5 protein-coding genes are annotated in these 7382 nt (G+C 70.2%); all 5 read right to left on the reverse strand.

Annotated features, from left to right (window positions below; translation table 11 throughout):
• Nucleotides 1–1153 (reverse strand): sigma-70 family RNA polymerase sigma factor (locus GUY60_RS31440; protein WP_161704014.1); only part of this gene is annotated, 1153 nt, incomplete at its 3' end.
• A gap of 65 nt (nt 1154–1218) precedes the next feature.
• Nucleotides 1219–2781, reverse strand: a complete 1563-nt coding sequence (locus GUY60_RS31445; RefSeq protein ID WP_161704016.1) for a GMC family oxidoreductase — start codon at nt 2779–2781, stop codon at nt 1219–1221.
• A gap of 41 nt (nt 2782–2822) precedes the next feature.
• Nucleotides 2823–4397 (reverse strand): APC family permease, encoded by a 1575-nt coding sequence (locus GUY60_RS31450; protein ID WP_161704018.1) that lies wholly within the window; start codon nt 4395–4397, stop codon nt 2823–2825.
• Nucleotides 4394–5863, reverse strand: a complete 1470-nt coding sequence (locus GUY60_RS31455; protein WP_161704020.1) for an aldehyde dehydrogenase family protein — start codon at nt 5861–5863, stop codon at nt 4394–4396. Before GUY60_RS31455 ends, GUY60_RS31450 begins: the two co-directional genes overlap by 4 nt.
• A 196-nt stretch (nt 5864–6059) precedes the next feature.
• The gene (locus GUY60_RS31460; protein WP_161704022.1) at nt 6060–7220 is read right to left on the reverse strand and encodes an ROK family transcriptional regulator; all 1161 of its coding nucleotides are present in this window, start codon (nt 7218–7220) and stop codon (nt 6060–6062) included.
• Nucleotides 7221–7382 lie beyond the last annotated feature (162 nt).

Genomic DNA, 7382 nt, shown 5'->3' on the forward strand with positions numbered 1-7382 from the left:
GTTCGCTGCCGGTGAGCGCCATGGCCACGGCGACCGAGGCCGCGAGGACGACACCCACCGCGATCCCGGCCTTGGCGGGAGCGCCCAGACCTTCCGCTGCCGCTCCGCCGGAGGCGCCACCTGTCGCCGCTGCGGCTCCGGCTCCGGCGGCGCCTGCGGCGCCGCCGCCGAGGAGGAGTCCGGCTTTGATGGAGTATCCGGTGGCGCCGAACCAGCCGATGACGGCGACCGGTACGAGTGCGGGGATGCCGCCCGCCAGTTCCTTGATCTGTCCGGCGGCGAGCCGGCATTTCGAGCAGTCTTCGAGGTGTTTGCGCAGGCCTCGTTCGGCGCGGGTGCGCAGGCGGCCACGCGCATACGCGCCGAGCCGGTCGGCGTAGCGGGCGCATTCGTCGTCGGCGGCGAGGGCGACGCTGACATGGGCTTGGAGGTAGGCCTGTTTGAGGCCTTCGCGGGCCCGACTGGCCAGCTGCGCCGTCGCGTTGGGAGAGGCGTGTCCGAAGAGTGGGGCGACTTCGCTGAGTGGGTCGTCCTCGACTTCGGTGTGCCACAGGACGGCCTGCCACTCTTCGGAGAGGCTGCGGAAGGCCTGCATGACCATGGAGCGTTCGGCTTCGTGCATGGCGACGACGTCGGCGCCGAGTTCGAGGGTGTCGTCGTCGGCGGCTTCGGTGGTGCGGGAGGCCTGGGTGGCGAACAGGGCGAAGTCGTCGACGAGTTGTTCGCGTTTGCCGGCCTTCTGCCAGTTCGCCGCGACGCGTCGTACGGAGGTGAGGAGGTAGGCGCGTACGGCGTGTTCGGGGCCGGAGCCGCCGCGTACGGCTTGCAGCATGCGGGCGAAGACTTCGGAGGTGAGGTCGTCGGCGGTGTGTCCGTCGCGGCAGCAGGTACGCGCGTAGCGCCGGACGGCTTCGGAGTGGCGGCGGTACAACGCCTCGTACGCGGAGTCGTCTCCTGTACGCATCCGCCCGATCAACTCCGGGTCGGACAGCGGCACTTCACCGGAAGCGAGCAGATCATCCGCGAGGGAACCATCCGCCAGGGAACCGTCCGCGAGGGAGGAAGGGCCGCCCTGATCCGGGACCTGAGGAGGCCGCCCGTCGGCCTCCTCGCCGCCCTCGGCGATTGCCTCGTCCCGCTCGTCAACGCTCATACCGCGCAGCCCCCGTATTTCCACTCAGATCCGAATACGGGGACAGATTCTCACGCGGGGTGCGCTCAGGTCGCCTTGACCATGTCAGCGCACTTCTCCCCGATCATCATGGTCGTGATGCACGGGTTGACCGCGGGCAGGAACGGCATGACCGAGGCGTCGGCCACCCGCAGCCCGGTGACGCCCTTGACGCGCAGCTCGGGGTCGAGCGGGGAGTCGGCGTCGCCCGCCGCGCCCATGCGGACGGTGCCCGCCGGGTGGTAGACGGTGTTGTGCGTCTGACGGATGTACGCGAACAGCTCGTCGTCGGTCGTGGCGTTCGGGCCGGGAGCGAGTTCCGCGCCCGCCCAGTCGGCCATCGGGGCCTGAGCGGCGATCTCGCGGGCGAGCCGGATCCCGTACGTCATCACGCGGATGTCGTGCTCGTGCGTGAAGTAGCGCGGGTCGACCTTCGGCTTGTCCCGGAAGTCGCGGGAGCGCAGCCGCACCGTGCCCATCGAGCGGGCCCGCGTGACGTTCGGGGTGAGGCAGAAGGCGTTGTCGGTGGTCGGATAGCCGCGCCGGTAGGTGTTCATGTCGAACGGCACCGAGCCGTAGTGGAACATCAAGTCGGGGCGATCGAGGCCCGGTTCGGTGTCCGCGAAGATGCCGATCTCCCACCACTGCGTGGACGCGGTCACCATGGGGCGCTTCGCCTCCCACATGATCACGCCCTCCGGGTGGTCCTGGAGATGGGAGCCGACGCCGGGGGAGTCCACCCGTACGTCCACGCCGCACTCCCGCAGGTGCCCCGCAGGGCCGATCCCCGACAGCATCAGGAGCTTCGGCGAGTCGATCGCCCCGCACGACACGATCACCTCGCGGCGCGCCCCGACCGTACCGGTGTGCACGGTGTCGGGCTCCAGGTACTCGACGCCCGTACACCGCTGGTTCTCGTCGAACAGCAGCCGCTTCGCCTGCAGGCCCGTGCGCACCTCGAGGTTGGGCCGCTTGCCGAGGACCGGGTGCAGATACGACACAGAGGCGGACGAACGGGTGCCGTCCGTACGGGAGTTGATCTGGAACCAGTGGGCGCCCCGCACCACCGTCTTGCCCGTGTTGAACGGGGTGGTGGGGATACCGGCCGCCGCGCACGCCTCCAACAGGGCGGATCCGCACGGGTCGTCGGGCGGCACGCTCATGATGTTCACCGGGCCCGAGCGGCCGTGGTGGTCGCCGGGCGCGTCGTTGGTCTCCAGTCGCTGGTAGAGCGGGAAGCAGTCCGCGGAACTCCAGCCCGTGCAGCCCATGGTGCCCCACTCGTCGAGGTCCTCCGCCGGAGCCCAGAAGGCGATGCACGAGTTGTGCGAGGAGCAGCCGCCGAGCACCTTGGCACGGGCGTGCCGCATGAAGCTGTTGCCGTTCTCCTGCGGTTCCACCGGGTAGTCCCAGTCGTAGCCGGACTCCAACAGGGCCATCCAGCGGGTGAGTTGGAGAATGTTGTCGTCACCCACGTCCGAAGGTCCGGCCTCGAGGACGCAGACGCTGACGGCCGGGTCCTCGGTCAGCCGCGCGGCGACGACGGCGCCTGCGGTTCCGCCGCCGACGACCACGTAGTCGAACTCGGACAGGGGGGTCTCTTCGGGCATGACGTCTCCAGGGTCAGCGTGTTCAGCGGTGGCTCAGTGGCTCAGGGGGCGAGGGGCGGTGCGGGCTCGGTGACCTCGGCGCGGTGCTCCTCCAATACGCCCGTCTTGTGCCGCTGCACGAACCAGTAGTAGGCGAATCCGCCGAGCGCGACGACGCCGATGAAGAGGAACGCGCCCCAGCGCAGATACCAGTGCTGCGCTCCGGTCGCGTTGTAGACCTCGGCGCGCGGCCAGGCCAGGTTGAGGGACATGGCCGCGCCCCAGACGACGGCGACGATGTTGATCGGCAGACCGAACCTGCCGAGCGAGAACTTGCCCTCGGCGGGCTGCCATTGACCGCGCAGCCGCTTGATCAGCATGGGCACGGTGACCATCAGATAGGCCACGTAGATCATGATGATCGCGATGCTGGTGATGACGGAGAAGATCTGCGGCTGGTTGATGTTGATCACCAGGATGACGACACCGACCACACCGATCAGCACGGCGGGGACCACGGGCGTCTGGAAGCGGGGACTGACGCGGGCGAGCATCGATCCGGCCGGCAGGTTGTTGTCCCGGGCCATCGCGAACATCAGCCGGATCCCGGCCGCCTGCACCGCCAGGACGCAGACCGTGATGGCGACGACGACGCACCACAGGAAGATCTCGCCGATGGTCGAACCGAGGGTCTCCAGGACCACGTACTGCAGTCCGCCCGAGGCCAACTCCTCGGCTGCCAGGTCCGGTACGGCAAGCAGCGCGAACAGCAGGATCAGGCCGCCGATGAGGAACGACGCGACGAGGGCGCGCAGGATCGCGCGGGGCGCGTTGCGGCTCGGGTCGTGGGACTCCTCGCCGAGGGACGACGCCGTGTCGAAGCCGTACATCACATAGGCGGAGGCCAGCGAGGCGGTGAGGAACGCTCCGAAGTACCCGAGGTTCTGGCCGCTGCCGAGTCCGTACGTCTCCGTCAGCGCGCTGCTGGGGCCGCGGGTGATGTGGGCCGCGAGGAAGACGATCAGCGCGACGGCGGCGATGAGTTCGATGAAGACGCCCGCCGAGTTGATCCGGGCCATGAGCTGCACACCGAAGGCGTTGACGAGGGTGGAGAAGAGGATGAGCACGGTGCCGAGCAGGACGGCGTTGGCCGCCGCGTCGTTCTTGCCGCTGCCGTCACCAACGAACTGGAACCAGCTGTCGATCTGCGGCAGCGTGATCTGGTACGCGAGCGCCACGGCGGACAGGGTCACCATGGTGGCCGTCATCATCATCCAGCCGCCGAGCCAGCCGACGTGCGGGCCGCCCATGCTCTTGGCCCAGTTGTAGACGGACCCCGCGACCGGATAGCGGGCGGCCAGCTCGCAGAAGCACAGGGCCACCATGAGCTGGCCCAGAAAGACCATCGGCCACGACCACCAGTACGCGGGACCGCCGAAGGCGACGCCGAAGTAGAACAACTGGAAGGTGCCGGTGAGGATCGAGATGTAGCTGATCCCGGCCGCGAAGGTGTGGAAGTTGCCCAGCGTCCGCTTGAGTTCCGGGCGGTAGCCGAGCTCGCCGAGCGCGTCGTCGTCGTGCTCGCCCTGACTCTTCTCGGGCACGTCGGGACCCTGACCGGGGGTGTCCGTACTCATTCGAACCACCTCTGCGGGGTCGCGGCGAGGTTGCGCCAGATGTGCTTGGCCTCCTGGTACTCGGCCAGGCCCGCCGGGCCCAGCTCACGGCCGAAGCCGGACTGCTTCATGCCGCCCCACTCCGCCTGCGGTACGTACGGATGGAAGTCGTTGATCCATACGGTGCCCGCACGCATCCGGGACGCCACCCGCTGGGCCTTGCCGGTGTCCTGCGACCAGACGGCGCCCGCGAGGCCGTACACGGTGTCGTTGGCGAGCGCGACCGCCTCCTCCTCGTCCCGGAACCGTTCGACGGTGAGCACCGGACCGAACGACTCGTCGGTGACCACCGACATGCCGGGGGCGCACTCGTCCAGGACCGTCGGCAGGTAGTAGTAGCCGTCCCGCAGCGCCGGATCGTCGGGCCGGGCACCGCCGCAGCGCAGCACCGCACCCTCGGCGACACCGGCCGCCACGTACGCCTCGACCTTGTCGCGGTGCGCGGCGGAGATCAGCGGACCCGTGCGGGCGTTGTCGTCGAACGGGCCGCCGAGCGGGATCCGCCGGGCGCGCTGGACCACCTCGTCCACGAAGCGGTCGTGCAGTTCGTCCTGGACCAGGAGCCGCGCCCCGGCCGAACAGACCTGCCCGGAGTGGAGGAAGATCGCCATCAGGGCGTAGTCGACGGCCGCGTCGAAGTCGGCGTCGGCGAAGACGATGTTGGGGTTCTTGCCGCCGAGTTCCAGGGCGACCTTCTTCACCGTGGGGGCCGCGGCGGCCATGATGCGGCGTCCGGTGACGAGCCCGCCGGTGAACGACACCAGGTCGACCCGCGGGTCCTCGCTGAGCGGCGCGCCCGCGGTGGGGCCCGCGCCGAGGATGAGGTTGGCGGCCCCGTCCGGCAGTCCGGCCTCGGTGAGTAGCCGCATCAGAATGATCGCGGTGTGCGGGGTCAGCTCGCTGGGCTTGAGCACGAAGGTGTTGCCGGCGCCGAGCGCGGGCGCGACCTTCCAGGCTGTCTGAAGGAGCGGATAGTTCCACGGGGTGATCAGCGCGCACACGCCGACCGGCTCGTGCACCACGCGGCTGTCGACCTCCGGGCTGCCCGCGTCGACGATCCGGTCGGTGCCGCCCGCCGCGGTCAGGTTGCCGAAGTAGCGGAAGCAGTTGGCGATGTCGTCCATGTCGTACTCGCTCTCCACGAGCCGCTTCCCGGTGTCCAGGGATTCGGCGCGGGCGAGCGCGTCCTTCTCGCGTTCGAGCAGGTCGGCGACGCGCAGCAGCAGCCGGCCGCGTTCGGCGGCCGGGGTGCCGGGCCACGGGCCCTGATCGAACGCCTCGCGGGCCGCGGCGATCGCCGCGGCGGCGTCCTTCGGTCCAGCTTCGTCGACGGTCGCGACAAGGGTGTTGTCGGCGGGACAGCGGATGTCCCGAACCTGCCCGTCCACAGCGGCGGTCCACTTACCGCCGATGAACAGTTCCGGCATGACGGCTCCTCCGGGTCGGATACACGGGGCAGATCCGGTCGAAGCACTGGATCGTCTCCGTGCACGAGTCGGCGGAACGTGCTCCCGCATCCGACGATAGGGAGAGCGGCCCGTACCCGCACCACGGGTGCGTCCATGCCGGGCCCTGTCGGACGGCGCGGCGACCCTCTTCACGCACCTGCTCCGCGCGGAACGGTCAGTGCGGCAACGTCCGGGTGAGCGCCCCGCTGCGCGCGAGGAGCAGGCAGGCCGCGCCCCGTGCGTGCTCGGTGTCCCGCCACGGCGACACCGTCACCGACAGGTCCTTGAGCGGCTCGATCACGCCCGCACCCGCCGACGCGGTGAAGGACGGGCCCAGATAGGGCCAGAGGACGTGGCTCTCGCCGATCACCTTGACCGCCTTGACTGCGAGGACGTTGACCACTCCGGCCACGCACCGGCCCAGGAGCGCACCGGCGTCCGAGAGGAGCCGGAGCACCTCCCGCTCACCGCGCTCGGCGGCGGCCACCAGGCCGGGCAGCCCGTCCTCCGGGGCGATCCTGACACCGGCACGGCGCGCCCGGTCGAGCAGGGCCGCCTGGCCGACCAGCGCCTGGAGGCAACCGCGGTTGCCGCACGTGCAGTCGGGTCCTTCGGGGTCGACGGGCAGATGGCCGAACTCGCCGGACGAGCCGTCCGCCCCGCGCTGCACCCGCCGCTCCAGAACGACGCCCATGCCCAGGCCGTCCCCGATGCCGAGGACGAGGAAGTCGTCGTGCTCGCGCCCCATGCCGAACAGCAACTCCGCGGTCGTACTGGCGCGCAGGTCGTTGTCGACGAGCACCGGCACCGGAAGCTCGCGGGACAGCTCGGCGCCGAGCGGCAGGCCGTGCCAGTTCATGATCCCGGAGAGGCGTACGACCCCGGCCTCCGGGTCGGCCATACCGGGCACCGCGAAGCCGACGCCCCGGATCGGAGTGGTGTCCCGGCGCGCGTCGATCTCGTGCCGCACGACCTCGGTCAGCAGCCGTACGGGAGCCGCCGCGACCCGCTCCGCCAGCCGGAACTCGTCCACGATCTGCCCGTCGAGCCGCACCACGGTCCCCACCAGGTGGTCCACGGCGACCCTGATACCCAGTACATGAGCGGCGTCCGACACCAACTCCAGGGGGACGCGCGGGCGTCCGGTGCCCGAGGCCCGCGGCGTCAGTTCGCGCAGGAAGCCCTCGCCGATCAGGCGCCGCGTGTGCTCGGTGACCGTCGCCGCGCCCACCCCGAGCCGGGCCGCGATCTCTGCCCGGCCGAGAGGGCCCGCCGAGCCGAGCAGCGCCAGGATCTCCGTGCGGATCAGGTCCCCGTGCGCCGGGCGTCGCGTCATCCGGTCCTCCTGCTGCAGGTGTGCGTGCCGGGTCAACTCCCGTACGGGTGCGGTGTCTAGACCTCTTGACGTCCGACCACTGTGGTTCTAGCGTCCCACTTTACTCGGGCCCGAATAAACCCGGTCCGGCACGGAGGACATTGCCCCGCCCCAATCCTTCCC

It is taken from the genome of Streptomyces boluensis (assembly GCF_009908195.1).
GTDB lineage: Bacteria > Actinomycetota > Actinomycetes > Streptomycetales > Streptomycetaceae > Streptomyces > Streptomyces boluensis.

Excerpts from the sequence above, each read along its gene's own strand:
- GUY60_RS31445 (WP_161704016.1), bottom strand. The coding sequence starts at position 2,781 with ATGCCCGAAGAGACCCCCCTGTCCGAGTTCGACTACGTGGTCGTCGGC.
- GUY60_RS31450 (WP_161704018.1), bottom strand. The coding sequence starts at position 4,397 with ATGAGTACGGACACCCCCGGTCAGGGTCCCGACGTGCCCGAGAAGAGT.
- GUY60_RS31455 (WP_161704020.1), bottom strand. The coding sequence starts at position 5,863 with ATGCCGGAACTGTTCATCGGCGGTAAGTGGACCGCCGCTGTGGACGGG.
- GUY60_RS31460 (WP_161704022.1), bottom strand. The coding sequence starts at position 7,220 with ATGACGCGACGCCCGGCGCACGGGGACCTGATCCGCACGGAGATCCTG.